This window comes from Staphylococcus sp. MZ3 (assembly GCF_018622755.1).
GTDB lineage: Bacteria > Bacillota > Bacilli > Staphylococcales > Staphylococcaceae > Staphylococcus > Staphylococcus aureus.
On sequence record NZ_CP076026.1, the window covers coordinates 2,050,592 to 2,077,587 of the forward strand.

26 protein-coding genes and 1 pseudogene are annotated in these 26,996 nt (G+C 30.1%); 8 read left to right on the top strand and 19 right to left on the bottom strand.

Annotated features, from left to right (window positions below; translation table 11 throughout):
- The first annotated feature begins 135 nt into the window (after positions 1 to 135).
- Positions 136 to 1,176, top strand: coding sequence for a C45 family autoproteolytic acyltransferase/hydrolase (locus tag KI230_RS10025; protein ID WP_001188074.1), 1,041 nt, complete (start codon positions 136 to 138; stop codon positions 1,174 to 1,176).
- A gap of 56 nt (positions 1,177 to 1,232) precedes the next feature.
- Here the strand turns inward: KI230_RS10025 and KI230_RS10030 are convergent, their stop codons facing one another.
- From KI230_RS10030 to KI230_RS10040, 3 genes are read right to left on the bottom strand one after another with little or no spacing between them, the layout of a single operon-like run.
- Positions 1,233 to 2,075 carry a DUF4097 family beta strand repeat-containing protein gene (locus tag KI230_RS10030; protein ID WP_000713071.1) on the bottom strand — a complete coding sequence of 281 codons (843 nt, stop codon included), beginning with the start codon at positions 2,073 to 2,075 and terminating at the stop codon, positions 1,233 to 1,235.
- Positions 2,072 to 2,629, bottom strand: a complete 558-nt coding sequence (locus tag KI230_RS10035) for an HAAS signaling domain-containing protein (RefSeq protein ID WP_001033971.1) — start codon at positions 2,627 to 2,629, stop codon at positions 2,072 to 2,074. The genes KI230_RS10030 and KI230_RS10035 overlap by 4 nt, the downstream gene beginning before the upstream one ends.
- 59 nt (positions 2,630 to 2,688) lie before the next feature.
- Positions 2,689 to 3,213: a membrane protein gene (locus tag KI230_RS10040; protein WP_000966288.1), complete on the bottom strand. Its 525-nt coding sequence runs from the start codon at positions 3,211 to 3,213 to the stop codon at positions 2,689 to 2,691.
- Between the two features lie 120 nt (positions 3,214 to 3,333).
- Here KI230_RS10040 and KI230_RS10045 point away from each other — a divergent pair, with 120 nt between their 5' ends.
- Positions 3,334 to 3,897, top strand: coding sequence for a thioredoxin family protein (locus tag KI230_RS10045; RefSeq protein ID WP_000182842.1), 564 nt, complete (start codon positions 3,334 to 3,336; stop codon positions 3,895 to 3,897).
- A 65-nt stretch (positions 3,898 to 3,962) separates the two neighbouring features.
- Here the strand turns inward: KI230_RS10045 and pmtD are convergent, their stop codons facing one another.
- The 7 genes from pmtD to KI230_RS10080 form a co-directional block, all read right to left on the bottom strand.
- Positions 3,963 to 4,703 (bottom strand): phenol-soluble modulin export ABC transporter permease subunit PmtD, encoded by a 741-nt coding sequence (gene pmtD / locus KI230_RS10050; protein ID WP_001221651.1) that lies wholly within the window; start codon positions 4,701 to 4,703, stop codon positions 3,963 to 3,965.
- Positions 4,703 to 5,575: a phenol-soluble modulin export ABC transporter ATP-binding protein PmtC gene (gene pmtC / locus KI230_RS10055; protein WP_000763045.1), complete on the bottom strand. Its 873-nt coding sequence runs from the start codon at positions 5,573 to 5,575 to the stop codon at positions 4,703 to 4,705. The genes pmtD and pmtC overlap by 1 nt, the downstream gene beginning before the upstream one ends.
- Entirely contained in the window at positions 5,572 to 6,252 is a 681-nt protein-coding gene (pmtB, locus tag KI230_RS10060; RefSeq protein ID WP_000645727.1) for a phenol-soluble modulin export ABC transporter permease subunit PmtB, read from the bottom strand. The genes pmtC and pmtB overlap by 4 nt, the downstream gene beginning before the upstream one ends.
- A complete protein-coding gene (gene pmtA, locus KI230_RS10065; RefSeq protein ID WP_214958260.1) occupies positions 6,253 to 7,149 on the bottom strand; it encodes a phenol-soluble modulin export ABC transporter ATP-binding protein PmtA in 897 nt (298 codons plus the stop codon).
- Complete coding sequence (pmtR, locus tag KI230_RS10070) at positions 7,146 to 7,526, bottom strand: PSM export ABC transporter transcriptional regulator PmtR (RefSeq protein WP_000691584.1); 381 nt, start codon at positions 7,524 to 7,526, stop codon at positions 7,146 to 7,148. Before pmtR ends, pmtA begins: the two co-directional genes overlap by 4 nt.
- 258 nt (positions 7,527 to 7,784) lie before the next feature.
- On the bottom strand, positions 7,785 to 7,961 hold the full coding sequence (locus tag KI230_RS10075; RefSeq protein WP_000681968.1) for an SE1626 family protein: 177 nt from the start codon (positions 7,959 to 7,961) through the stop codon (positions 7,785 to 7,787).
- A 242-nt stretch (positions 7,962 to 8,203) separates the two neighbouring features.
- Positions 8,204 to 8,302, bottom strand: coding sequence for a Trp-rich small protein (locus KI230_RS10080; RefSeq protein ID WP_000990056.1), 99 nt, complete (start codon positions 8,300 to 8,302; stop codon positions 8,204 to 8,206).
- Between the two features lie 199 nt (positions 8,303 to 8,501).
- Here KI230_RS10080 and KI230_RS10085 point away from each other — a divergent pair, with 199 nt between their 5' ends.
- Complete coding sequence (locus KI230_RS10085) at positions 8,502 to 9,788, top strand: aminotransferase class I/II-fold pyridoxal phosphate-dependent enzyme (protein WP_214958261.1); 1,287 nt, start codon at positions 8,502 to 8,504, stop codon at positions 9,786 to 9,788.
- A 323-nt stretch (positions 9,789 to 10,111) separates the two neighbouring features.
- Here KI230_RS10085 and KI230_RS10090 read toward each other — a convergent pair whose 3' ends face one another.
- Both KI230_RS10090 and eap read right to left on the bottom strand, forming a co-directional pair.
- The gene (locus KI230_RS10090) at positions 10,112 to 10,402 is read right to left on the bottom strand and encodes an MAP domain-containing protein (protein ID WP_000671712.1); all 291 of its coding nucleotides are present in this window, start codon (positions 10,400 to 10,402) and stop codon (positions 10,112 to 10,114) included.
- Between the two features lie 14 nt (positions 10,403 to 10,416).
- Positions 10,417 to 12,162, bottom strand: coding sequence for an extracellular adherence protein Eap/Map (eap, locus tag KI230_RS10095; RefSeq protein WP_001823221.1), 1,746 nt, complete (start codon positions 12,160 to 12,162; stop codon positions 10,417 to 10,419).
- Between the two features lie 388 nt (positions 12,163 to 12,550).
- On the opposite strand from eap, the gene sph reads away from it, so the two are divergent.
- Positions 12,551 to 13,543 carry a sphingomyelin phosphodiesterase gene (gene sph, locus KI230_RS10100; RefSeq protein WP_078369135.1) on the top strand — a complete coding sequence of 331 codons (993 nt, stop codon included), beginning with the start codon at positions 12,551 to 12,553 and terminating at the stop codon, positions 13,541 to 13,543.
- Positions 13,544 to 14,043: 500 nt separating this feature from the next.
- Here the strand turns inward: sph and lukG are convergent, their stop codons facing one another.
- Both lukG and lukH read right to left on the bottom strand, forming a co-directional pair.
- A complete protein-coding gene (gene lukG, locus KI230_RS10105) occupies positions 14,044 to 15,060 on the bottom strand; it encodes a bi-component leukocidin LukGH subunit G (RefSeq protein WP_000595401.1) in 1,017 nt (338 codons plus the stop codon).
- Between the two features lie 21 nt (positions 15,061 to 15,081).
- On the bottom strand, positions 15,082 to 16,134 hold the full coding sequence (gene lukH, locus KI230_RS10110) for a bi-component leukocidin LukGH subunit H (protein WP_000791404.1): 1,053 nt from the start codon (positions 16,132 to 16,134) through the stop codon (positions 15,082 to 15,084).
- A 435-nt stretch (positions 16,135 to 16,569) separates the two neighbouring features.
- On the opposite strand from lukH, the gene KI230_RS10115 reads away from it, so the two are divergent.
- The gene (locus tag KI230_RS10115; protein WP_214958262.1) at positions 16,570 to 17,793 is read left to right on the top strand and encodes an ArgE/DapE family deacylase; all 1,224 of its coding nucleotides are present in this window, start codon (positions 16,570 to 16,572) and stop codon (positions 17,791 to 17,793) included.
- 372 nt (positions 17,794 to 18,165) lie between these two features.
- Here KI230_RS10115 and KI230_RS10120 read toward each other — a convergent pair.
- Positions 18,166 to 19,010 (bottom strand): annotated as a pseudogene (locus KI230_RS10120) (class I SAM-dependent methyltransferase).
- Positions 19,011 to 19,071: 61 nt separating this feature from the next.
- Positions 19,072 to 19,983: an iron-hydroxamate ABC transporter substrate-binding protein gene (locus KI230_RS10125; protein ID WP_000825510.1), complete on the bottom strand. Its 912-nt coding sequence runs from the start codon at positions 19,981 to 19,983 to the stop codon at positions 19,072 to 19,074.
- 160 nt (positions 19,984 to 20,143) lie between these two features.
- Here KI230_RS10125 and KI230_RS10130 point away from each other — a divergent pair, with 160 nt between their 5' ends.
- Positions 20,144 to 21,451: a TrkH family potassium uptake protein gene (locus KI230_RS10130; RefSeq protein WP_001045085.1), complete on the top strand. Its 1,308-nt coding sequence runs from the start codon at positions 20,144 to 20,146 to the stop codon at positions 21,449 to 21,451.
- Positions 21,452 to 21,981: 530 nt separating this feature from the next.
- Here KI230_RS10130 and groL read toward each other — a convergent pair.
- On the bottom strand, positions 21,982 to 23,598 hold the full coding sequence (groL, locus tag KI230_RS10135) for a chaperonin GroEL (protein ID WP_000240645.1): 1,617 nt from the start codon (positions 23,596 to 23,598) through the stop codon (positions 21,982 to 21,984).
- A gap of 75 nt (positions 23,599 to 23,673) precedes the next feature.
- Positions 23,674 to 23,958 (bottom strand): co-chaperone GroES, encoded by a 285-nt coding sequence (gene groES, locus KI230_RS10140; RefSeq protein ID WP_000917289.1) that lies wholly within the window; start codon positions 23,956 to 23,958, stop codon positions 23,674 to 23,676.
- 174 nt (positions 23,959 to 24,132) lie between these two features.
- Here groES and mroQ point away from each other — a divergent pair, with 174 nt between their 5' ends.
- The gene (gene mroQ / locus KI230_RS10145; protein WP_000197635.1) at positions 24,133 to 24,876 is read left to right on the top strand and encodes a CPBP family intramembrane glutamic endopeptidase MroQ; all 744 of its coding nucleotides are present in this window, start codon (positions 24,133 to 24,135) and stop codon (positions 24,874 to 24,876) included.
- 24 nt (positions 24,877 to 24,900) lie between these two features.
- Here the strand turns inward: mroQ and KI230_RS10150 are convergent, their stop codons facing one another.
- Positions 24,901 to 26,160, bottom strand: coding sequence for an SdrH family protein (locus KI230_RS10150; RefSeq protein ID WP_000120323.1), 1,260 nt, complete (start codon positions 26,158 to 26,160; stop codon positions 24,901 to 24,903).
- Between the two features lie 196 nt (positions 26,161 to 26,356).
- Here KI230_RS10150 and KI230_RS10155 point away from each other — a divergent pair, with 196 nt between their 5' ends.
- A complete protein-coding gene (locus tag KI230_RS10155) occupies positions 26,357 to 26,983 on the top strand; it encodes a nitroreductase family protein (RefSeq protein ID WP_000522384.1) in 627 nt (208 codons plus the stop codon).
- Positions 26,984 to 26,996 lie beyond the last annotated feature (13 nt).

Sequence of the window (26,996 nt, forward strand, 5' to 3'; positions counted from 1 at the left end):
TACACCGAGAAATCACCTCAAACAATTTTATATTTCATTTAGTAAAATATAACTTTATTTAACATGACATTCAATATACATACGATTACTATTTATTTACAATATATTACAACTAAAAAGAAAGGGGCCGATGATATGCAACAAGTGACATCAGATATTATGACTTTTAGAGGTTCACATTTCGAGTTAGGTGTTAAAACTGGTAAATGGCTTCAACAAACACCTCTTCTAAAAAATCGAGAAAAAGAATGGAAAAAACGTGTCCCACGTTTCGATATAGATGTAAATGAAACTTATCAAATATTCCAAACATACGCACCTCAAATATGGGAAGAATTAATGGGACTACAAAGTATACTCAAAATGCCAACACGCCAAATTATTTTAAACTTTGGACATTATCGTTTTACCGATTTAAAAGAAAGTGGTTGCACGGTCTTTCAAGGCAAAGACTTCATGGTTAGAAATTATGATTACCACCCTGCAACTTATGATGGTCGCTACTTACTATATCAACCTACAGATAGCGGTTTAGCTCAAATTGGTCCTGTATCAAGGGTAACTGGAAGAATGGATGGTATGAATGAGTCAGGATTAACTATGGGCTATAACTTTATGCACCGGAAGAAACCAGCAAATGGTTTTGTATGTTATATGATTGGTCGTCTAATTCTTGAAAATTGCCGAAATGTAACAGAAGCAATACAATTATTGAAAGAAATACCACACAGAAGCTCATTTAGCTACATACTGATGGACAAATCATTGAACCATGCAATTGTTGAAGTGACGCCGAGATCAATAGATGTTCGTTATGATAATATATGTACAAATCATTTTGAAATATTAACACATGAAAATCGCAATTATACAAAAGAATCTAAAGAAAGACTGGCGCGTACCATTTCACAAACTAATGATAATTTAGATATGACTACAGCATTTAAGTTATTCAATAATCCTCAGTATGAAATTTACAGTAAACTATTCAAAAGCTGGTCTGGCACCATCCATACATCAATGTATCACCCTGAAACATTAACTGCATATTTTACATTGGGAGAAAATGCGCCACCAGAAATAATAGATTTCAAATCATGGTTAGATGGTCAAGACCTTAATATCACTCACTTTACTGGCAATATAGATACCGACTTAACTTTTGCCAACAAATAAATAACACCGATATTAGAGAAATTATGCTTCCTAATATCGGTGCTTACATCCTTTATTTATTCAACTTTGATATTACCATCAATCGTATAAAATTCTAAAACATTGTCGCTTTTCCCAACTTTACCATTAGTAAATGTTTTATTTTTAACTACGCTATCACCCGTTCCCGGATTTAGCTTTAGTATAGTGTCTTCAGGTTTACTATCATACTTAAAAAGAATATCTCCTTGTTTAGTAGAAGCTTTTGCATCTACTTTTGATGGCATGTTTTTAAATTCAATGTCACCATGATCATTTAAAAATATGGATTGTTTAATTTGACTCTTGTCGATTTGTAGCGTACCAATAACAACTTTAATATTGCTATTTTTAATGTTACTTTTACTAATATAAGTAGAACTATTATTTGTCTTTGAATCTAGTGCGTCAAGATTTGAGTTTTTAATAACTACTTCACCGTTAATGCTTTGAATACTTGTGTTCTCTAAATCAACATCACTGATTCTAACACTTCCTGCCCCAGATGATAGATTTAAACGTTTAATCATTTTATCAGGCATTTCAATCGTTAACGTTTTCTTATTCTCATGAAAAGGATTCATATCAATTGCATATCCTCTTGTCTTAGACCTTTTATCACTAATCTTCAACGTCTTATCTACTATATTAATTAATATATCATTGTCACCATCATATTTAACTCTAAATTGATTCCCCCGTTTTATACGAAGTTCTGTACTATCCAAATTTATAGATACATTGTCAAAAGCATCGTCTTTGAATGTTTTATCATATTGTTTAGTACCATATTTGTTTTTATCATAGCTGAACCAAATAATGGTTGCTGCTGTAAAAAAGACAACAAACACTAAAAGCCCAATAAAAAAGAATTTCTTCATTTTCTAACGCTTCCTTTGACAGTTTTAATATACCAAAGTAAATATTTTAAGATTAAACGATAAATGTATTCTAAAATCTTAAATATGACAATGATAAATACTAATCCTAATCCTGAATATGATATGGCAAAAAATACATTACTAATTGAGTCCACAATTCCTCTGGATATTGCTGATGCTAATAAAATAATTGGACAAAACAGCAGCAAAAGTGATATTAAAAATAATGCTAATACAAATAATCCAACTATAGATACTGGTATAAGGATGACAAAAATAGATAGAATGCCTAAACTTAATGAAGCAGCAACAGCTCTTGAAATATTTTCAAATGTTGGTTTAGATTCAGCATAATCAATAACACTTCTAGCTTTTGTTTCAGCTGCAACATCTTGTGGGTCTTTTAACTTCTTTAAAATTTCCCCTTCATCAACGCCATTAAGTTCTTGCTCATAAAAATAACGTTCATATTCATACATTTTTTGATCTCTTAAATGCCTAGGTAGCGCATCAAGTGCTGTTTCTAATTCATTTAAATAAGTAATCTTGTTCATATAGGTCACTCATCCCAATAAAATTATTCATTCGTTTTTTATAACTTTAAGACCTAAAGCTATTTACTAAAAAATTCAATACGTTTAATTTCTAAATCTTGATAAAGTAAGTTTAATTTTAAATGGTTATCTCTATCAATATACTTTACCGATGAGAAATCATTGCCAACTTTTGTTCTTTTATATCCGAATCCAAGATTTTCAATCGCGTTATTTATCGGCGAACCAATTCCCCCATCAAAATTAGTATGTATCTTTTCATCTCTTACTAATATTATCCCCTTAACGATGTTATCCTTTTCTCTCACTTTAACGGTAAGATCAGGGTGAGCTTTACTGTTATAAAATTTAAAACGATCAAACTTAATTTTTTTATTTACTTCATAGCCTTTTTTATCAAACTTCTCATTTAATTTAATATCGTTTATTTCAAGATTAGACAAATCCACAGTTTTCGTATGACGATATTGATATAAACCAATTAATACACCAAAAGAACAGATTAAAAATAATATAAACACAACCCAGCGATTTTGAATACGCACTGATGTCACCCTTTCTTTGTACTTATTTAAATATAGCATAAGGTGCTTCCCGTTTCATCCTTAACAAAAATTAACAAAGAATTTGCAATTAATTTATTTCATTACCTTTTATTACTATAAATTGGTATAATGTTGTAAATGCTAAAGGAGGTTTTTACAATGACAAATTTAGAAACTTATTTCAAAAATAGCCAACCCTTAAATGAATACATTGATGGAATGAAGACAAATCAAGATACCGTTCTCAGTATCTATCAATCATTTGAGTTACCAGAAGATGATTCACGCATCAAAAAAATAAAAGAGATGAATTATTCTAAAGTATTAGTAATTACTGAAGACTGGTGTGGAGATGCAATGATGAATCTCCCAATTCTAAAACACATCAGTGAAGCATTAAATTTAGAAGTACGCGTGTTCCATAGAGATGATGATACAAAACTGATCGATCAATATTTAACAAATGGTAAATCACGTGCAATTCCTATCTTCGTATTCTTGAATGATCAATTCGAACAAGAAACAGTTTGGGGACCAAGAGCAAATGAAGTCCAAAAATTTGTAACTGATGTTCGTGCTGATAAATTACCGAGCAAAGATCATCCAGACTATGCAGATTTAGAAAAAGAAACACACTTAGTTATATCAAACCGCTATAAAACTGACGCTTCATTTTGGAAAGCAGTTTATAATTCCATCCTAAATAAATTAGAAAATAAATAAATTTACAATAAGACAAACTTTGAGGTTGGGAAAATTTAAAATTCCCAACCTCAAAATTATTTTTATTAAATGTCTTTTTTAGCGACATATAAGATATTCAAAATGAAGAATATCACTATAGAACCTAATGAAATTACCCATTGCCAATTGCTAAAATCAAAGTTAGAGCTAATCATTTTATCAGTTAAGTAAGCAAAAGGGATATAATCAAAAGCATCTAAAACTTTTTCACCGTATCTTGGGATAAATGTAATAAAAGGTTTAATAAACGGTACAATGAGTACTAAAAATACACCTAATGAAAATATCATTGCTGTTTTTTGTGATGCAAGTGTGATTAAGAATAAAAACAAGCCAAAGAATAGTAAAAAGATTAGGAAGAACCATAAATTATCTACATATTTAGAAAACGCCAAATTTTTTCCATTACTAGATGCCTGCACAACAATCAAAATCACATAATGAATTAATGCAAATAATATTGAAATTAAAATAATTGAAATTGTTTTCGAAATAATGTATCCAACGCGTGTTTTAACTTTACTCATATATAGTTGAATTGTACCTTGTGAAAAATCACGCGTAATTGTCTTAACAACAAACATTAATCCAATTATTAACAATAACCATTTTGCTGCAGCAAATACAGATCCATAGACAATAATATGTTTCGGGTTATCCATCGAATTTGCCATAAGTATACTTTGAGTTGCAATCAAACTAGATACGACTAGTATCGCTAAATATGTTAAAGGACTTTTAAATATACTATAAAAATCATACTTAACTAAATTTAAAATTCTCATTATTTATCACCTCTTTGATTTATATTGAAGTACGTATCACGCAATGAACTTTTACGTGTTTCAATATATTTCGGATAAATATCTAATTCAGATAATGCTTTTAGTATAACTTGATAATTTTTTTGTGCATTGATCATTAAATGTCCGTCTGCTTTGTCGATATTTTGTAATTGGAAATGCTCTGCAAGATATTTTTCAGTTCTATCAAAGTCTTTATGATCAACAGTAACTATCGTTGTGTCAGATGCAACACCTTCCTCCATGTTTACATCTTGAACAAAATGTCCGTCTCTTAAAAATACAGCTCTATCACAAATTAATTCAATATCTTCTAACTTATGACTTGATATTAGAATTCTCATATCAAGTTCATTTACTAAAGACTTAATTGTAGTCAGCACATCAATTGAGCCATCTGGATCCATACCATTTGTAGGCTCATCCAAGATTAAAAATTTAGGTTTATTCATTAAAGATACTGCAATTGCTAATTTTTGCTTCATCCCCATTGAATATTTCTTAACTTTCTTTTTAATATAAGGTCTCATACCAAATGCATCTATAATTTTGTCTGTGTATGCTTTATCAAAACCCTTACCTAATACTTGTGCAAATAATTTCAAGTTATACAATCCTGATTTATTATCATATAATTTAGGATGCTCAATTAAAAAACCGATATTATCTGCATTATCAATATCTACTTTTCCATCAAATTTAATAATATTACCATTCATTACTTTCATAACGGTTGTTTTACCAACACCGTTTTTTCCTATTAATCCGACAATTCTACTATCGCCAAAGTCAAAATCAATATCATTTAAAACGACATTTGAGCCGTATTTTTTTGTAATATGTTCTAATTTCATCGACTGCCTCCTTTAAATTTTCTAGTATTTATTTTATTGAGCTGTTTAAAATAATTAACAATAAGTATAACAATGCTTATAATTAGAAAACCAATATTTAAAATATATGAATATAAATCTGGGAATGATGATTGACTTAGAACAAAATAATTCACCAACACTATTGCAATTGAAAATAAAAATGGAACTAAAATGATAATAGTAAAAACGTATATACCATATGGCACTTTGACTCTACGCAATTCTGTAAATTGACTAAATGCAATTGGTATAGACAAGAAGTTAGATATGACAAATGCATATGCAGTTGAAAAATAGATTGAATTTGGTTCAATCACATCTGCTTCATAAGCATATAAACTAATAACAAGCGTTCCAATTAATGTTAAAACAATGCATGTAATATAGTTGGCATTAAGCAATTGTTTTTTTGACACTGGTAAACTCATATAAAAATAATATGAATCATTACCACCTAATCTACGATTGAGTCTAAATAAGTGACCAGCATCTAAAATCCAAATAATCAATATTGTTGGACTTATAAAAGATTGCAATAGGTAAAAGAACTTTGTTGAGTCAAGCATTATATAAAAAGGATATAAGGTTAATAATAGAACATAGATGATAAGTGTATATCGTCGTAATTTAAAATTCCTAATTAACAATGCCTTCATTTAAAAACCTTCTTCCATCAATTTGATGTTTTCATGATATTTAGGTTTTCTCTTTTCAAGATAAACCATTAAGTTCTCAATAGAAGGTGTAATGATATTCACTTTATGACCTAAAATTTCTTTAAATACTTGCGCATGTTCTGTTAATCCTATAAATCCCGTACGCTTATGTTCTTCATAAATAAGTAGAGATGCTAATTCATCATCAAGGTCCTCAATAGCACCACTCACAACTTGATATCTTTGTAACAGTTGTTCTTTTGAACCATTTAAGATAACTTCACCGTCACTTAAGTGAATGATATAATCAGCTATTTTTTCTAAATCTGAGATAATGTGTGTCGACATGAATATTGTTTTATTTTCATCAATTAATTCTTGCTGAATTATCTCCAATAGCTCATTTCTAGCTAAGGGATCAAGACCTGAAGTAGGCTCATCAAAAATATACAATTCAGCATGATGTGAAAATGCAACTGCTAGTGAAAATTTCATTTTCATCCCAGTCGAAAATGTTTTTATTGATTTATTGATTGGTAAATCGAACTTTTCAAGATAAAATTCAAATACTTGATGGTCCCATTTACGATAAAAAGGGGCAATCATTTTTTCAAGTTGCTTCGTAGTCCATCTCTCATTAAAATAATTTTCAGAGTAAACAAACCCAATTCTATTCTTTAACTCTATCGGATTGAGAGCCATATCCTCTTCTAATACTCTAATAACACCAGTTTGTGGTTGATACAAATCCATAATTAACCTTATTATTGTGGTTTTACCAGCGCCATTTCTACCAATAAAACCAGTGACGAATCCTTGAGGAACTTTGAAAGAGATATTCTTTAAATTAAACTGATCACTTGAATAATTAACATTACTTAATTCTATGGCATTCATGATGATTCCTCCTCATAAATGAACGTTAAAATATCTTGAAGTTCCTCAAGTGACATTTCGATGGCTTGCGCTTCATTAACCAATTCTTTAACCAAATTTTCAATGGTAAAAAATTGTTTCTCTTTTAAAATAGAACTATCTTGCTCCTTAACAAAGGTCCCTTTTCCTCTAATTGTTGTAACAAAACCGTCTTTCTCTAAATCTTCATAAGCACGTTTGGTAGTAATCAAACTTACTTGAAGATCTTTGGCAAGTTCTCTCATTGACGGCAAATGCTCTCCAGGAGCAACATGTCCCTTTAAAATATTTTGTTTTACTTGTTGCTTAATCTGTTCATAAATCGGAAAATCACTATTGTTTTTTAAAATTATTTTCATCAACGTCCCCCTATCACTTTCTGTATATATACAATATACACAATATGCACAGTTTTGTAAATATGCATGTCTCATTATCAACCAGTCTTCAGAAATAACACTGAGTATTGTATTACTAGCAGTTGAATAAAATGAAATGACACTACCATTTAATCTTGCATTGTCTACTTCAATAAAAAAGACTGCTAAAACGAATGTCTTTAATCTCTACGTGACAACCGTAGCGTCAACATAAACAATCGTTTTAAACAGTCAATTCTATTTACTATTTTTACGTCGATCATTACTTCTACTTATAAAAGCACAAATCATAAACATAATCGCTGCTAATAATAATTTTATACCTTGGCTTTCATGATTAGTTGCTTGTAAATAATAACCAATAATAAATAAAATAATTGCAAGTACTACAAATATTTTTGTTAGATGTTTCAATTTATTTCACCTCAACATCGACATTATAACAAATATAAATTTTTTTAATAAGTTATTGAATTTCAAAAGTTCAAGGTACTAATCACTTTCAACTAAAATAGCGCAACAAAACCATTCAATCAAAATGATTATTGATTGCGATATATTGTGTTCAATGATATTATTTAAGTGTATCCACAGAATTATACTACACAACCCCAAGTCTGGTACCAGCAGACTTGGGGTTATTTATGTGTGTAGGATCATTTTTTATTTTTCCATTTCAGTTCTAACCAAAGTCGAAAAATAATTAGTAAGCCACCTGTAATAAGTGTCATCATCCCTTCTTGCCACCACATCATTACACTACACCTCCGTTCGACTAAAGTATCATACTGAAGGATGACCTACACCTATTCTAACATAAAAACAGAACATATGTTCGTATTTTGGCAGCAGATTTTACATATTATTCGTTAATTCACCAACAACACTTTATCTTTGGTATAATTGAAGATAATATATAGGCATACAATTTTTTTAAAGAGAGGTTAAGCAATAATGAATCCTTTAGCCCAAAGCTTAAATGAACAACTTCAACAGTCAAATGCAACTGCCTTTGCAATGTTATCTGACTTAGGTCAAAATATGTTTTATCCAAAAGGCATTTTATCTCAATCTGCTGAAGCAAAGAGTACAACATATAATGCAACTATAGGTATGGCGACAAACAAAGACGGAAAAATGTTTGCATCATCTTTAGATGCAATGTTTAATGATTTAACTCCAGATGAAATATTCCCTTATGCGCCACCACAAGGCATCGAAGAATTACGTGATTTATGGCAACAAAAAATGTTGCGTGACAATCCAGAGCTATCAATCGACAACATGTCACTACCAATTGTTACGAATGCATTAACACATGGTTTATCTTTAGTTGGCGATTTATTTGTAAATCAAGGTGACACTATCTTGTTACCAGATCATAATTGGGGTAATTACAAACTTGTTTTCAATACGAGAAATGGTGCAAACCTTCAAACATATCCTATCTTTGATAAAGACGGGCATTATACTACTGATTCACTTGTAGAAGCTTTACAATCATACAATAAAGATAAAGTCATTATGATTTTAAATTATCCTAATAATCCGACAGGTTACACACCTACGCATAAAGAAGTGACTACCATCGTCGATGCAATTAAAGCATTAGCTGATAAAGGTACAAAAGTTATAGCTGTTGTGGATGACGCATACTATGGTTTATTCTATGAAGATGTGTATACTCAATCATTATTTACTGCATTATCTAATTTAAATTCAAATGCAATATTACCTGTTCGTTTAGATGGTGCAACAAAAGAATTTTTCGCATGGGGATTCCGTGTTGGGTTTATGACATTTGGAACGTCTGATCAAACAACTAAAGAAGTATTAGAAGCCAAAGTAAAAGGTCTTATACGAAGTAACATTTCTAGTGGACCTCTTCCAACACAAAGCGCTGTTAAGCATGTATTAAAAAATAATAAACAATTAGATAAAGAAATCGAACAAAATATTCAAACATTAAAAGAACGCTATGAAGTCACTAAGGAAGTTGTCTATGCTGATCAATATCATTCACATTGGCAAGCCTATGACTTTAACTCTGGATACTTTATGGCAATAAAAGTTCATGATGTTGACCCTGAAGAACTTCGTAAACATTTAATTGAAAAATATTCAATTGGTGTTATTGCACTTAATGCAACAGATATTCGTATTGCGTTTAGCTGTGTAGAAAAAGAAGATATCCCACATGTATTTGATTCAATTGCTAAAGCGATTGATGACTTAAGATAATTAATTTCAACCAATAATCTGATGAGTATGACTCGGATTATTGGTTTTTTATTTTTAAAATTATTCCTTCTTTCAAAGTATCATAAGATATATTTTATTCAGCAACTTGTCAAACACTATACCTAATTAGTTTTATACATCTCTCCTAACAAAATCAAAAAATCGGACAGATGAAAAGTAAAAAACTTTTTCTATCAGTCCGATTTATTATAGAACCAATTTATATAACTTTTGGCAAATCACTTCAAACATTCAAGCATCACATCTCTACAAATGTAAAAGGCACCCCACGATTGTGAGATGCCTTATTATAAAATTAAAGATTAGAATTTAAGTTCAATATCTACCTTTTTAATGTCAGTTGCTTTAAATACTCTTTCATCTTTATACTCAGTTTTTAAGTCTACATATTTTGACGAACCATTTTTAAAATACACTTTATACACTGCGCGTTCAGCAAGTCCTATGTCATGTTTAGTTATCCCTTGATCATTTGCCATTGCTGATTTAAGTTTTATACTTAAATCATTAATTGTAATTTTGCTTGCATTATAGAACACAAATTCATTTGAAACTATGTTTTCAAATTTATTTATTGTTACTGGGAATTTCACATTATTAGATTTATTTATTTTTTTTTTGATTTAGTGTATTGTTTTACATCAATATCAATCTTTTTAATATCTTTGGCACTAAATAAATTAGGTGTAAAGATGTCTGATTTTAAATTCACTACTTGTTTCTTTCCATTTTTGAAATATACTGTATATTTTGCTTGTTTCGCAAATTTTAAGTCAAGATCACTGATGCCTCTTTCACTTTTTAATACAGATTTCACTTTGTCATTTAAATATTTGTAACTAATTAATTGTTTATTCGAAATTTTTAGTTTTGATAAAATTGGTGTTGATGTGCCATTTACTGCAATTGTATATGGTACATAGCTATCCGCTTTCGCTTTTGACCCTGTTTTAACATCAATATCTATCTTTTTAATATCTTTGGCACTAAATAAATTAGGTGTAAAGATGTCTGATTTTAAATTCACTACTTGTTTCTTTCCATTTTTGAAATATACTGTATATTTTGCTTGTTTCGCAAATTTTAAGTCAAGATCACTGATACCTCTTTCACTTTTTAATACAGATTTCACTTTGTCGTTTAAATATTTGTAACTAATTAATTGTTTATTCGAAATTTTTAGTTTTGATAAAATTGGTGTTGATGTGCCATTTACTGCAATTGTGTATGGTACATATCTGTCTGCTTTCGCTTTAGTTCCTGTTTTAACAGTAATTTCAATTCTCTTAACATCTTTCGCATGAACTAAGTTTGCTGTGTAATTTTTTGAATTTAACTGTAAGATTCTTTTACCACCATTTTTAAAATAAACAGTATAATAAGCTTTCTTAGCATATTTTAAATCTTGTTCACTAATACCTCTATCATGCTTCAGTACTGATTTTATTTGACTAGTTAAATTTTTGTAATTTGTCCAAGGTTTATTTGAAAATGAAAGATTCGATAAAATGTTTGTAGATGTACCATTTAAATTAATTGAATATGGAACTTGATAGTTTCTTTTAGCTTTATTTTCGATATGTTTTTTTGTATCTACGTTAATATTGATACTTTTAATATCACTTGAATTGATTAAATTCGCTGTGTAAATACCTGATTTCAAATCTATAACTTTCTTCGTTCCATTTTTAAAATTAACTGTATATTTCGCTTGCTTCGAAAGTCTTAAATCAACATCAGTAATACCTCTATTTGATTCTAAAACTGATTTAACTTTACCCTCTAAATCTTTGTAACTAATATTTTGATTTTTATTAAATGTTAGGTTTGATAAAATGTTTTGGCTTGTGCCGTTCACTGTGATTGTATATGGCACTTGAACATTTGCTTTAGCTTTATCTTTAGGTTGCTTTTTAGTATCTACGTTAACACTGATAGCTTTAATGTCACTTGTATTGATTAAGTCAGCTGTGTAGATACCTGATTTCAAATCGATAACTCTTTTTGTTCCATTTTTAAAATGAACCGTATATTCCGCTTGCTTTGAAAGTCTTAAATCGATATCACTAATACCTCTATTAAAGTATAAAACTGATTTAACTTTATTCTCTATATCTTTATAACTAATATTTTGATTCTTATTAAATGTTAAGCTTGATAAAATGTTTTGGCTTGTACCGTTCACAGTAATTGTATATGGAATCTGGATGTTAGAATGTCCATGGTGTAATGTACTTGATGATTTATCTAATGGCTTAGCTGCGGCAGATGCTTCGTTAGTATTAAAGTTTGCTCCTGTTGATGCTATAACGCCTAATGCTAATGTTGTTGTAATCAATGACTTAAATTTCATAAATTATCTCTCCTTTTTTATGTAATTCGTGATTGCAACTTTATTATAGCCAGACTTTCTCTATTTTTTGAATTAACTGAATATTAATAATAAATTATCTTTAACAATAATTTTTTAACACTGTTAAAAGTTCTTTTAATTTTGATTAACTAACTAATTTACAATACCTAAAATGTTGTTTGATTTTGTTTATACCAAGTTTCAAACTTAAATGTCATAACAATCTTCATTTCTTAATTCCGATTATATTTGTCAATTATATTTACAGCATCTTTATACTCAAAAAACATTTACTTAAAAATATAAATTCGATTTAATAATTAATTTAAATTTAGTTAATCAATTTTGCATCTATTTTGTTGTAAGCTATATAAAAGGAGTGATAATGATGGTGAAAAAAACAAAATCCAATTCACTAAAAAAAGTTGCAACACTTGCATTAGCAAATTTATTATTAGTTGGTGCACTTACTGACAATAGTGCCAAAGCCGAATCTAAGAAAGATGATACTGATTTGAAGTTAGTTAGTCATAACGTTTATATGTTATCGACCGTTTTGTATCCAAACTGGGGACAATATAAACGCGCTGATTTAATCGGACAATCTTCTTATATTAAAAATAATGATGTCGTAATATTCAATGAAGCATTTGATAATGGTGCATCAGATAAATTATTAAGTAATGTGAAAAAAGAATATCCTTACCAAACACCTGTACTCGGTCGTTCTCAATCAGGGTGGGACAAAACTGAAGGTAGCTACTCATCAACTGTTGCTGAAGATGGTGGCGTAGCGATTGTAAGTAAATATCCTATTAAAGAAAAAATCCAGCATGTTTTCAAAAGCGGTTGTGGATTTGATAATGATAGCAACAAAGGCTTTGTTTATACAAAAATAGAGAAAAATGGTAAGAACGTTCACGTTATCGGTACACATACACAATCTGAAGATTCACGTTGTGGTGCTGGACATGATCGAAAAATTAGAGCTGAACAAATGAAAGAAATCAGTGACTTTGTTAAAAAGAAAAATATCCCTAAAGATGAAACGGTATATATAGGTGGCGACCTTAATGTTAATAAAGGCACTCCAGAGTTCAAAGATATGTTTAAAAACTTGAATGTAAATGATGTTCTATATGCAGGTCATAATAGCACATGGGACCCTCAATCAAATTCTATTGCTAAATATAATTACCCTAATGGCAAACCAGAACATTTAGACTATATATTTACAGATAAGGATCATAAACAACCAAAACAATTAGTAAATGAAGTTGTGACTGAAAAACCTAAGCCATGGGATGTATATGCGTTCCCATATTACTACGTTTACAATGATTTTTCAGATCATTACCCAATCAAAGCCTATAGTAAATAGTGCTCAACTAACTAATAACTCGCTTCGTTCTAAAAGGACGAAGCGAGTTATATTGTTAAAATTTGAATTGACTGAGTCTAGGACATAAATCAAGTTCTAGGCTCTATAATGTTATGGTATTAGTTGACTGCGTGATCCAAACACAGAGAATTTCGAAAAGAAATTGGAACACCAATTTCTACAGACAATGCAAGTTGGCGGGGCCCCAACATAAAGAAATACTTTTTCTTTAGAAATTAGTATTTCTTATGCATGAGTTTTACTCATGTATTCCTATTTTTAAGTACATATTAGCTGTGGCTAATGTGTAAGAACCACTACATAATAAATCATTAGTGGCTCTTTATCATTTCTGTTCCACTCCTATATTTCTTCATTAATATAGATACTTCGTCTGCACTTAAACAAGATTCATACACTGCACATCATAATAAATCTATCTATTCAAATATAAATAAAAGTTACCTACTACATTCTATGTAGCAGGCAACTTTTATTACTTATTTCTTTTCATTATCATTAAGTACTTTTACAAACTTCACATTATGTGTCTTCCAATCAACTTCATATAATGCTGATAATTTTTCTTCTTTTTTATCTACATGGTTTTCACCAGACCAATAGCCCCAGAAACCATGACGATTCCAATCTATTTTAAACTCATCCATTGATCTTTTATAATGAACAACAAATTTTGATTTACCTTCATCTTTTTTATCATGTGACATAACAGCTAAAAATTCTGGATTAAACCCTTCAGAAACAGTTACAGGCATCTTATTCTTAGGCGTAAAATTATCTTTCGCCCATAAATTTCCATTTCGTGTTAAAGAAAAGATTTCACTTTTAGTTCTATTATCACTATCATTAGTTAATTGTCTCGTATGGTCATGTCCCATATTATTTATCAAATGTGCTTCTACTTTCCAACCTACACCTTTATGTGACGTAGATTGATCAAGTAATGTACGATACGATGGTTGTTGATAACTAATCGTCTCTGAATAATTACTCTCTTTTGTAATATTTCCAGTTAACCCTCCACGATTAATCGAAAAATCTCCACCTGTTTTATAACCATACGTATATTTAACTTCTCTTGATTCATCCTGATTTTTTGGTGCAAAGTCAGTCACATTTGTATTGTTGTTGTCATCAACATTTTGAATTGAAACTGAATAAGATCCAGGCCATCTTAATGTACTATTCCAATAACCATTTGGGTCTAGAATTCTTAAACCACTACCTATTGTTCCTTTCGCTTTAATAAATACTGTTTCTTTATCATAATTAGGTTCAGTTAAGAAGTTAAATTGTAAGCTTTGAGTAATATTTTTTTGACTATCACTTGTTGTAGCTGTACGAGTATACATTTTAGTATCACCATCAAGATTCTTCTCAGAAACAGCTTTAATTTCAGAATTAATTTTTGCATAAGAAGTAGCTGGTAATACAGTGAAAGTAGTCGATAGTGCTAACGTACAAATTGTGATATTTTTATATAGTTGTTTAATCATTTGTAATCCTTCCCTTCGATTTTATCCTTCTCTAAATGATTTATTATCAGAGTATTTATCAACGACTTTAACTGTTTTATTTTTCCAATCAACTTCATAAGTGACAATTAATCTTTGACCTTCTTTATTTTTTTCTAAAATTGGAGGTGCATAATGTATTCCAGGTCTGTTTTTCAAAATATCTTGATTTCGTGTGTATGTTACTTCAAATTGCGTTTTCTCATTTGACTTTTCATTAGATAAATAAGTTAAAAATTCTGGATTAAAGCCACTTCTTACTAATGCTGGGTATCTATATTTTGAAGCAAAGCTTAGTTCAGGGTTTTCAACAGTAGCAATTCTCGTATTTCTATAGAATAATAATTCATCATTTCTATTTTTCACTTCTCCACCATACTTCAAGTCATTCGCAATAACTGACCAGTGTACATGCCAGTTATTATTTTTACCGCTGGCAATTGTGTCATAATTTTGCTGATTATAACTAATCGTTTTGGAGTAGCTATTTGATGAAGTTCGTCCAATACCTTTCGTTGAATCGAATTTACCACCTGAGCTATATGAAAATGTACTATCTACTTTCGCAGTTGAAATTTTATTTTTCGGCAATTGGTCTAATATTTCAGTTTTAGGATTTCTTTTTACTTGAAAATCTACATGGTACTCACTTGGATACTTTAACCAATTTGAATTTTTTTCTTCTTTATGAGATTCAAACTTTAAATTTGAATGAATTGAGCCTTGTTTTTTAACAAGTAATACATTCTTGTCATAAGTTGGATCATCGATAAAGTCGAATTGTAAATTTTGGAGTATATTTGTTTTCTCATCATATACTGTTTCAGTTCGTTTTGTGATTTTACCGTTTTTCCCAATATCATCCGGTGCTGTTGAATTTTTATCTTTATTAGTAACATTACGTTTGTCTTTTTGTTGAGACTTATCAACATGTTCTTTCTTATTTTGGTCTTGAGAGTCTTTATGAGCTGAATTTGCTTGAGTCGTTGCTGCTGATAACAATAAAATTGCACATGATAATGATGACGCTATTAAAACACGTTTTTTATTTTTCATTGTTATAACCTTCTTTCGTATGATTGATATTTGTTGATATGTATCGACATGTGAATAATATCACAAAAACAGAGAATATATATTTAACTATTTATTAAATGATTTTGTTAATATTATTAAATACTTTATCCTCTTTAAAAATAATGTGTGTACAAAGTCATTAATTTAGCAAATATTTTTATTTAGTAGTTAATAACCATCGATTTGAAATTTATATATAATTATTAGCTAAATAATATCCTGCATCTTTCTCATACAATTTACTATAAAATTAAGCATAGCCGATATCAGTGTTAATAAGATCGTAGATACTAGACAGTAAATTTCATAGAACGAAATCAAATAACACACTACTTTCTGCATTTTAAATTATGTTTAAGAATAAAAATTATGTTTATATAAATATATATACTACTTTGAAAAGGTGTGAGCTTAATGACAACTTTTAGTGAAAAAGAAAAAATTCAATTACTAGCAGATATTGTTGAACTACAAACTGAAAATAATAATGAAATAGACGTTTGTAATTATTTAAAAGATTTATTCGACAAGTACGATATTAAATCTGAGATTTTGAAAGTTAATGAACACCGCGCCAATATCGTTGCAGAAATCGGTAACGGCTCACCTATACTCGCATTGAGTGGTCATATGGATGTTGTTGATGCAGGAAATCAAGATAATTGGACTTATTCCCCTTTTCAACTCACAGAAAAAGATGGCAAATTATATGGTCGAGGCACAACAGATATGAAAGGCGGTCTGATGGCTTTGGTCATCACACTCATTGAATTAAAAGAACAAAATCAATTACCTCAAGGAACGATAAGATTACTAGCTACTGCTGGCGAAGAGAAAGAACAAGAAGGTGCCAAATTATTGGCTGATAAAGGCTATTTAGACGATGTAGATGGCTTAATTATTGCTGAACCAACTGGATCTGGAATTTATTATGCACATAAAGGGTCTATGTCATGTAAAGTAACTGCAACTGGTAAAACTGTCCATAGCTCAGTTCCATTTATTGGTGACAATGCAATTGATACACTGCTTGAATTTTATAATCAATTTAAAGAAAAATATTCAGAGCTTAAAAAACATGATACTAAACATGAATTAGATGTTGCACCCATGTTTAAATCATTGATAGGAAAAGAAATTTCTGAAGAGGATGCAAATTATGCATCTGGTCTTACAGCTGTATGTTCGATTATAAATGGCGGCAAACAATTTAACTCTGTACCAGATGAAGCTTCACTTGAATTTAACGTAAGACCAGTTCCTGAGTATGATAACGACTTTATAGAATCGTTTTTCCAAAATATCATTAATAATGTGGATAGCAATAAGCTTTCACTCGATATTCCAAGTAATCACCGACCTGTAACAAGCGATAAAAATAGCAAATTAATTACTACGATTAAAGATGTAGCTTCTAGTTATGTAGACAAAGACGATATATTTGTTTCGGCGCTTGTAGGTGCAACAGATGCCTCTAGTTTCTTAGGTGATAATAAGGACAATGTTGATTTAGCCATTTTTGGACCAGGTAATCCATTAATGGCACATCAAATCGATGAATATATTGAAAAAGATATGTATCTGAAATATATTGATATTTTTAAAGAGGCTTCCATTAAATATTTAAAAGAGAAATAAGAAGTACACTGTCAGCAATGTTTTTCGTCTTGTTGGCAGTTTTTTATTGCGAGATTTAAGTTAATAGAAATAGCGATGAATATTGTTTGAATGTAAATATTCAAATATCAACAAGCACATTTTCATTGATTAAGTGATGTAAAACTGAAACTATAGTGCTGATTTGTTATACATATATTGACTTATGGTCATATAAAAAGATAGCTTCTAATAGTTACATAAAACTCGTAAAAACCTTCTCGTAAAAGGAATGGGACATAAATCCCTAGAAAACAGCAGCTCAACGAGCTGTAAATTATCAAATACATTTGAAAAAAGCTGATTTCTATCAAATAATTTATAGAAATCAGCTTTTTTACATTGTCTAAGAACTTAATGTCTCTGTCTCTTTGGAACTTTATATTTCATAAGTACTATTTTATTGTTTAACCTTTTTTTAAATAAGGTATAAATCTACAATATCCAAATAAGCCCCATCGATTCTTATAATAGTCAAAATAATTATATTCATGTATTACTCTTATTGTATTTGGTAAAATTTCATTCAATTTTTTTAAATCATTGTAACCATATTTAAAAACAGGTTGTGAGGATAACTTTGATACCGATTGATGTCTCTTTGTATTATTCGCAATTGTTTTTGAGCAAAATTCAATCGCAAATGTCAAATTATGATCTCCCATCTTTTTGATAATAGTGTCCAATAATTGAGTCATTACACTCTCATCAAAATACATCAATACACCTTCAATAATAAACAATATATCTGACTTACTATTAAAAAATTTATAATTTTTGACATCATCAATCCAACTGTAATCTAGCATAGATTTAGATATCATCTTATAACTATTACTTTCTTTAAAAAATGTTTTTCGTATTTCTATTGATTCTGGTACATCTAAATCTATCCATGATATTTTTTCTTTATTAAATCTTTGAAACCTTGTATCTAAGCCACAACCTATATTGACCACGATTAAATCTTTATTATCCTTGATAAGCCTCTTAGTAACACAATCTATTATCACAGTACGTATACTAATTCCAATTTGAGACATGTCATCACATGTAACATTTTTGTACATATCATCTAAACCATCAAATATTTTTTTAGATAGTGCGTCTTTTATTATTGGTTTTTCGTTTTCGTACTCTTTTGCTCGAGCTATCAAAGGAATTAACATTGATTCGGGAATTCCAACCAGTTGCTTCATTTAATCACTCCTTAAAAACATTAGTACCAATGCATAAGAAAATTTTTACAACTTATTTCTATTATTTTTTATTTAAAATTTCTTTTTTTAATTTACTTCTCAAATGTTCTAATGTAATAGGATCTGTGAACCAATAATCTTCTGCTTTATATGAAATTACATGTCCTTTTTTTACAGCTTCAATATTCTGCCATGTATGTGTTTTTTCAAAATCAAATTTTCCGTACGAAGGTTTACTTAAAAATATATAATCACCAGCATATTTACTAATATTTTCTTTTGAAATGGAAGCATAGCCTTTTTTATCTTCTTGTAATTTATCTTTATATTGCTTTGTCATTGGCATACCGAATGCATCATGAACAATATCCAAACCACGACCCCATGTAGAGTTATATATGTATATTTGCTTTTCATCTGGTTCAAACACAGATGCTGTTGCTTGACCAATTTTACTTTGAATTTCTTTTTTATCTTTTCTAGTTTTATCGTCCCACTCTTCAATCCATTTTTTAGCTTTATCTTCATTATTAGTCAACTTGCCTATTTCTTTTAATATTTCTTTATGATTGTATTTATTGTATGTATATGGGATTGTTGGCGCTATTTTTTGGTATTTTTTTATATTTTTATCCATAGCATCTACAACAATTAAATCTGGTTTTGCTTTAGCAACTCTTTCAACATCATTTTCTCCAATATAATCAACCCCTTTTAAATAAGGTTTTAAAATTGAAGAATCTTTAGTTATATCTGAAACAGCAATTGGTTTGATTCCTAACTTTATAAAATCACCAACATAAAATCCAGTTAATACAGCAACTCTTTTAGGTTTCTCTGGTACTTTCAGTGTTTCACCATTTTCAATTTTATAGTCTGTAGTCTTTGTCGAGTTACTTGTTTTATCGACAGATGCTGAACACGCAGTCAAAATAAATAAATTACATAATAAAATTCCAATTAATCTTTTCATAATATCATCCTTTTGTTTTTCAATTGATATTCATTTTCAATTATAAAATATTAAAAGAATTAGTCAACGCCTGTTAGTAATACACATCAGTAACATTTCTATTTTCATTTATGATATTATCTAATTATTAATTTATAATATAAAGGAGTATGAAATTAAAATGAACAAAGTCCACAAACCTTTATATTTTTATTTAATGCTTTTCTTCTCTACAACTATCATAGGTGCACTTTTATTGTATTTACCTTTTACTGGTAAAAAGCCAATATCTTTTTTAGATGCCCTATTTATAGCTTCAAGTGCATTTACAGTTACTGGCCTATCCCCAGTTGATATAGGATCACAGTTTAATATACTTGGTGAAATAGTAATACTATTATTAATTCAAATAGGTGGTCTGGGTATCGTGACCGTAACCCTATTGACACTAGTATTTTTAAATAGAAAGATATCAATGAAAAATAGATTCTTGATTATGGTTACATGGAATATTGACGAACCTGGTGGTGTTATTAAGCTAATTAAACACTTGGCTATTTATAGTTTAGTCACTGAATTAATTGGTATGATTTGTTTGTGTTTATCTTTTATACCAAAATTTGGTATAGGCAAAGGTTTATTTTTAAGCTTATTTACATCAGTATCAGCTTTTAATAATGCTGGATTTGCCCTTTTTAAGAATAACTTAATAAATTATTCTAGTGATCCAATTGTCATTATTACAATCTCAATACTCATAATATTTGGAGGTATTGGACATTTTGTCGTAATAGACTTTATTAATTGTAAAAAATTGAGTAAATTATCTTTACATTCTAAATTAGTCTTAACTACAACTAGTATCCTAATAATTATAGGAGCTATTACATTCTTTTTATTAGAACAGTTTAATACTATGCAACATATGGGACTAGTTGAAAAAATCGGAAATTCTTTTTTCCAATCAGTAACAACACGAACAGCGGGTTTTAACAGTATTGATATAGCAAGCATTAACAAATCTACCGCCTTAATGTTAATGTTACTTATGTTTATTGGTGGTGCCCCTCTCAGTGCAGCTGGAGGAATTAAAATAACTACTTTTGCAGTGGCGTTTATATTTGTTCTAAATTATATACGTAAAGAAAATAATGTTTCAGTATTCAATAAAGAAATATCTGACAAACATATAAAACTATCTATTGTTACCATTAATATCTCATTTCTATTTATCAGTATCATTACTTTTATATTATCGATAATTAATCCGAACATATCATTAATCAAGTTATTATTCGAAGTGGTTTCTGCATTTGGAACAGTCGGGTTAAGTATGAACCTTACCACAGAATATCATGGTATTACTAAAATAATTATTATATTCGTTATGCTTTGCGGTAAAGTAGGACTATTAACTTTATTAAGAACATTTATACCACCAAAAAGTCCTAAAAATTACCGCTACACTAAAGGACAAATTTATCTATAAAATAACTATCCATCTTTAACAAGAAATGAACTAGTGTTTTAATTTATTACATTTAAAAAACTACCTAAACAGGTAGTTTTTTGTTTTTTATTTATTTTAGGCCCATTAAATGTCTTATGTCTTTAATTAAGTAAAATGCACAAGTACACCTTTAAAAAGATCTACTCAAAACTAAACTATACCTAGTTAACCGCTTGTGATTAAGAAATTTTAAATGTGGTTTCTTTTAATTATGTCAACCACCCATAAGGATTTTAATCAAGCACTCATTCATTCCTGCACTCGCAATATGCATTACTTATAGAAGTTGATGTACTCTCATATTAAGGGCAATACAATAACTTCCGCACCACAATGATTTATGAATCTCAATAACACATCAGCACATAATAAAGACGCCTCTCATAAGTTTAGTCAACTAATGGAAGGCGTCTTAAATTAACATATTTTCATACGCTCTAATATTTATTTGGAACGAATCATACTCGTCTATCATGGAATGTTCTAGTTAGTCAAAACTATAAACAGTTTTACATCATTCCTGGCATGCCACCCATGTTAGGTTGGTCATTATTTTTTTCTGGAATTGATGCTACAACCGCTTCAGTCGTTAAGAACATTGCTGCAACACTTGCAGCATGTTGTAATGCTGAGCGTGTTACTTTAGTTGGATCAACGATACCTTCTTCTAACATATTAACCCACTCGTTTGTAGCAGCGTTAAAACCTACACCCGGCTCTGCGTTTTTCAAACGTTCTACAATAACAGAACCTTCTAATCCTGCATTTTCAGCAATTTGACGAACTGGTGCAGTTAATGCTTTAAGTACAATATTTACACCTGTTTCAATGTCACCTTCAGCTTCAATTTCACTTACTTTTTGGTAAACATTTACTAATGCAGTACCACCACCTGCAACAATACCTTCTTCAACTGCTGCACGTGTAGAATTTAATGCATCTTCAATACGTAATTTACGTTCTTTAAGCTCTGTTTCACTTGCTGCACCTACTTTGATAACTGCAACACCACCTGCTAATTTAGCTAAGCGCTCTTGTAATTTTTCACGATCAAAGTCAGATTCAGTTTCTTCAATTTGAGATTTCAATTGGCTAACACGTGCATCAATGCTGTTTTCGTCACCGTCACCATCAACAACAGTGGTATTATCTTTAGTTACTTCTACTTTACTTGCAGTACCTAACATATCAATTGATGCATCTTTTAAATCTAAGCCTAAATCATCAGTAATCACTTGCGCACCAGTTAAAATAGCTAAATCTTCAAGCATCGCTTTTCTACGATCACCAAAACCAGGTGCTTTTACTGCAACAGCTGTAAATGTGCCACGCATACGGTTTAGCACGATATTTGTTAATGCATCGCCTTCAACTTCATCAGCTACAATTAAGATTGGACGATTAGATTGAACCACTTGTTCTAATAAAGGTAAGATATCTTGGAAAGACGAGATTTTCTTATCTGTTACTAAAATGTATGGGCGTTCTAATTCAGCAACCATTTTATCTGAATCAGTAACCATATACGGTGATTGATAACCACGATCAAATTGCATACCTTCAACCACTTCTAGTTCAGTGTTTAGTCCATTTGATTCTTCAATTGTAATGACACCATCGTTACCTACTTTTTCCATAGCTTCAGAAATATAACGTCCAATTTCTTCATCTGCTGCTGAAATCGCACCTACTTGCGCAATTTCATTTTTATTTTCAACTTTTTGAGAATTTTCATGTAACGCTTCAACAGCAACTTTAACTGCTTTGTCGATACCTTGTCGTAAACCAACTGGGTTCGCACCACTTGTAACATTTTTCAATCCTTCTTGAATCATTGCTTGAGCTAATACTGTTGCAGTTGTAGTACCGTCACCTGCAATTTCATTTGTCTTATTTGCGACTTCTTGAACTAGTTTAGCCCCCATATTTTCATATGGATCTTCTAATTCGATTTCTTTAGCAATCGTTACACCATCGTTCGTAATTAAAGGTGCTGTAAACTCTTTATCTAATACAACATTACGTCCTTTAGGACCAATCGTTACTTTAACTGCATTTGCTAATTGGTCTACACCACGTAACATTGCTTGACGTGCATCTTCAGAGAATTTCAATTGTTTAACCATAAATGATAAACCTCCATTTGTTTAGTCATATTTCATTTTCGTTCTTTACAATTTATCTATGAATTAAGTTCTGTATTATTCAATAACTGCTAAAATATCTTCTTCATTTAATACCAGATATGTTTCATTATCTCGTTTAACTTCTGTACCAGCATATTGTTGGAACACGACACGGTCCCCTTCTTTCACTTCAGGAGTCACTCTTGTACCATCATTTAATAGACGTCCAGTTCCTACTGCAACGATAACGCCTTCGTTTGATTTTTCTTTAGCACTATCAGTTAAAACAATACCACTTTTAGTTGTTTGTTCTTGTTCTTTTTTCTCAATAATCACACGATTTCCAATTGGTTTTAGCATGATTGTTCCTCCTTAAAAAACCTAAAGTTTAGCACTTAACATTAAAGAGTGCTAACATACATTTATAATAATCAAATTTGGTCAAAATTTCAAGTCATAACCTTTTAATTAAGTTTTGTAACTTCAAGTTATTTACGATAAAATAAATTATAAACAAATATTTGGAGGAAAATTATGACAAGATTATGGGCATCATTGCTAACTGTTATTATTTATATATTGTCTCAATTTTTACCGCTTCTCATTGTAAAAAAATTACCATTTGTACAATATAGTGGCATAGAACTGACTAAAGCAGTCATTTACATACAACTTGTTCTATTTTTAATCGCCGCCACGACGATTATTTTAATTAATTTAAAAATTAAAAATCCAACAAAATTAGAATTAGAAGTTAAAGAACCTAAAAAATATATCATTCCATGGGCATTGCTTGGATTTGCATTGGTAATGATTTATCAAATGGTAGTGAGCATTGTATTAACGCAAATTTATGGTGGACAACAAGTAAGTCCTAATACAGAAAAGCTAATTATTATTGCTCGAAAAATACCTATATTTATCTTCTTTGTATCTATTATTGGTCCTTTATTAGAAGAATATGTATTCAGAAAAGTAATCTTTGGAGAATTATTTAATGCGATTAAAGGTAATCGTATCGTGGCATTTATTATTGCTACAACAGTAAGTTCATTAATATTTGCATTAGCACATAATGATTTCAAATTTATTCCAGTTTATTTTGGCATGGGTGTCATTTTTTCATTAGCATATGTTTGGACAAAACGGCTTGCTGTTCCAATTATTATCCATATGTTACAAAACGGATTTGTCGTTATATTCCAATTACTTAATCCTGAGGCTTTGAAAAAAGCCACGGAACAAGCGAATTTTATATATCACATTTTTATTCCATAATAAAAAAAACGAATCACACACGGATTATCGTCGCTGTGATTCGTTTTTATTTTTCTTTTTATTTCGCTTTACAAATAAGAATAGCATGATTGAAAATACCACCATCATAGAACATACAATTGCTAGCCAACTTTTACTATATGCAGTTGACGCACTTTTCTTATTATCTTCTTGTTTTTTAACTACTGTAAAATCGTCTTTTTCATGCGGTTCAAATGAGCGTTGTTTTGAATCCGGCTTATCTTCGGGCTTTTTCAAATCTGGCATTGATCCAATTTCACCAGTAATTAATGCGAGTACTTGTTCATCTAAATTACGATAGTACCTTTCTGATTTCAATGGATTGAAATATTGGAATCTAAAGTAATTCGATTGCTGTTGTAATCCATTTAAATATGCATTTCCGCTGAAATTTTGTTTTCGAATAATATTATAAATGTCTTCATCAGTAACTTCTCCATAATCTTTGCCCAACTTATTAATTTGATTTAAAATATACGGATTATACTTGTAAGCCCCATTTGCCAAGGCTAAAAATCGTTGGGATACAAAATCATTACCAGTAGGATTTTGTGAGTTTCCTTGATTCCCATTTGGTTGCCATTGACCTTGATTAGATCCATCTGAAGCATTTGGGTTCCATGTCCCCCCATTTTTCGAGCCACCAGAATGATTGGAATCCCCATGTTGATCGGGATCTGGTGACGGGTTAGGATTTGGCTTATTAGGGTCTGGTTTTGGATTCGGATTTGGCTTTGGTTTATCTGGATCTGGTTTTGGATCCGGATTTGGCTTTGGTTTATCTGGGTCTGGTTTTGGATCTGGATTTGGTTTCGGGTTATCTGGATCTGGTTTTGGATCCGGATTTGGCTTTGGTTTATCTGGGTCTGGTTTTGGATCCGGTTTTGGTTTCGGGTTATCTGGATCTGGTTTAGGATTCGGACTTGGGTTTTGGTTATTTGGGTCTGGTTTTGAATCTGTACTTGGGTTTTGGTTGTTTGAGTCTGGCTTCACATTATTCGAATCAGGATTAGCATCACGACTATTCGAACCTGTTCCTTCATTACCCGTTTGATTTGATTCGTGAGGTGTCCCAGTCTCATTATTATTCATTTCACTATTTACTGATGGTGAAGTTATATTATGATTCAAATTAGTAGTTGGTTTTTCTCCATTTAAGTTATCCTTTGCTTCAACTGTGTACGTTGCAAGCCCTAAACTACTACTACTTAAAATTAAAATACTTGTTGAAAGTAACATTTTCTTAAACCAATGATATGACATTTCACGAGACACCTCCCTTTTTCATGTAAGTATTAATCTAAGTATAATAAATATGCGTTGAAAATGCATTTATATTTGGAATTTGAAAATGAATATTAATATTCTTGAAATTTTCGTAAATATTGCTTTACAAGTACGAGTATAAATTTTATACTTAATCTATTAAGTATTCTTTACTAAAGAAGGAGCAATAATTATGGGCTTATTTAAAAAAGATAAAAAAGCAATGACTTTTGACAATGCAATGGAAGAAAGACGTTCAATATATAATTTGAAAGATTCGATATCAATTAGCGATGACGAATTAGAATCAATGATTGCACATGCAGTTAAACATGTTCCTTCATCATTTAATTCTCAATCAACTAGAATTGTTCTCTTGTTAAATGACAACAATAATAAATTTTGGGATAACACAAAAGCAATTTTAAAAGAAGTCATGGGAGAGAATCGTGATTTCGAGCCAACTGAACAAAAAATTGATAACTTCAAACATTCATACGGTACAATTTTGTTTTATGAAGATCAAGATGTTGTAAGTGGTTTACAAGAACAAATGCCAAACTACTATGATAATTTTGCAATATGGTCAACTCAAACAAATGCCATGCATCAATTTGCAATTTGGACTGCATTAGCTACTAAAGGCATAGGTGCTTCATTACAACACTATAATCCACTTGTTGATGAGATGACTTCAAATGAATTTAATATTCCTAAAAGTTGGAAACTTATTGCTCAAATGCCATTTGGTGATATTCGTGAAGCTGCTGGCGAAAAAACATTTAATCCAGTGGAAGATCGTTTCGTAATAAAAAAATAATCAATATATTGTT